Source organism: Streptococcus sp. GMD1S, from assembly GCF_000296875.1.
Taxonomy (GTDB): domain Bacteria; phylum Bacillota; class Bacilli; order Lactobacillales; family Streptococcaceae; genus Streptococcus.
In genome coordinates this window covers 1-820 of record NZ_AJQY01000219.1, presented here as the reverse complement: position 1 = coordinate 820, position 820 = coordinate 1, and the positions used below count along the sequence as shown (strand labels likewise).

Sequence of the window (820 nt, the reverse complement as noted above, 5' to 3'; positions counted from 1 at the left end):
TTCAAGATTAGCTTTTTCAAATACTACCACACTGACAACATGTGTTCCACCAGAAGCAAGATGCAAAACTAGTAGAGTTTGAAAAGCACTTAGCACTGTTAATACACCATAAGCCGCTAATATCAATCCCCCAATAAATGAATTTTGCATCATTGAAAGGCCAATAAGAGCGAAAATTATACCCAAGCAAATGTTTTGAAATCAAGACGAAATGAACTATCTACACTTGCAACATGATCAACAGGAATTGTTTTATTTTGAGAACCCAGTGGAATAACTTTTAAAATAGTAGGGTTAGAAGTTTTTATAAAGACTCCCTCTAAAGTAATGGAAGCTTTTAAATAGAATGTTAAATACGATGTAATGAAAGATTGTTTCATAATATTCTCTTTTTATTTTTTCAAGTTGTATTACATCATGTTTTCTTATAAAAAAGCATTTTGCTAACATATTCTTTTGCCAGATAATTCTTTAAATAAAAAAACAACCCTCAAACGGATTGTTTCACTAGACTATCAGACAAGGCCACGGACTTCTTTCAAAAATTTAGAAAAAGAAACAGCGCCTTTAATGATTAGAAATCCTCCTATCCACTCGGTCGCTGAAAGAAAGCCCAGCACGCCACCAATGATAAATAAAATAGAAGGTAGCTTTCGAAGTTGTTGATCTTCTTCGAAATAGATTAACATAAAGGTCCCTAATGCAATCATCAAAATCTTAAAAAATGTCAGGAGCAAGGAAAAGGTTACCGTGACGACCAGCACCTTTGAAGGATCTTTATAGATGATGGCACCAGTATAGGATAGCAAAAATCGTAGGA

General features: G+C 33.7%; 2 protein-coding genes. Both read right to left on the bottom strand.

All coding sequences use genetic code 11. The annotated features are described in order from the left end of the window. Window positions 1-176: 176 nt before the first annotated feature. The gene (locus GMD1S_RS11570) at window positions 177-380 is read right to left on the bottom strand and encodes a hypothetical protein (RefSeq protein WP_008281298.1); all 204 of its coding nucleotides are present in this window, start codon (window positions 378-380) and stop codon (window positions 177-179) included. A gap of 135 nt (window positions 381-515) precedes the next feature. Then, on the bottom strand, window positions 516-820 hold a 305-nt coding region (locus tag GMD1S_RS12370), incomplete at its 5' end, for a hypothetical protein (protein ID WP_000696240.1).

Coding starts and splice junctions, on each gene's coding strand:
- GMD1S_RS11570 (WP_008281298.1), bottom strand. CDS start 380: ATGAAACAATCTTTCATTACATCGTATTTAACATTCTATTTAAAAGCT.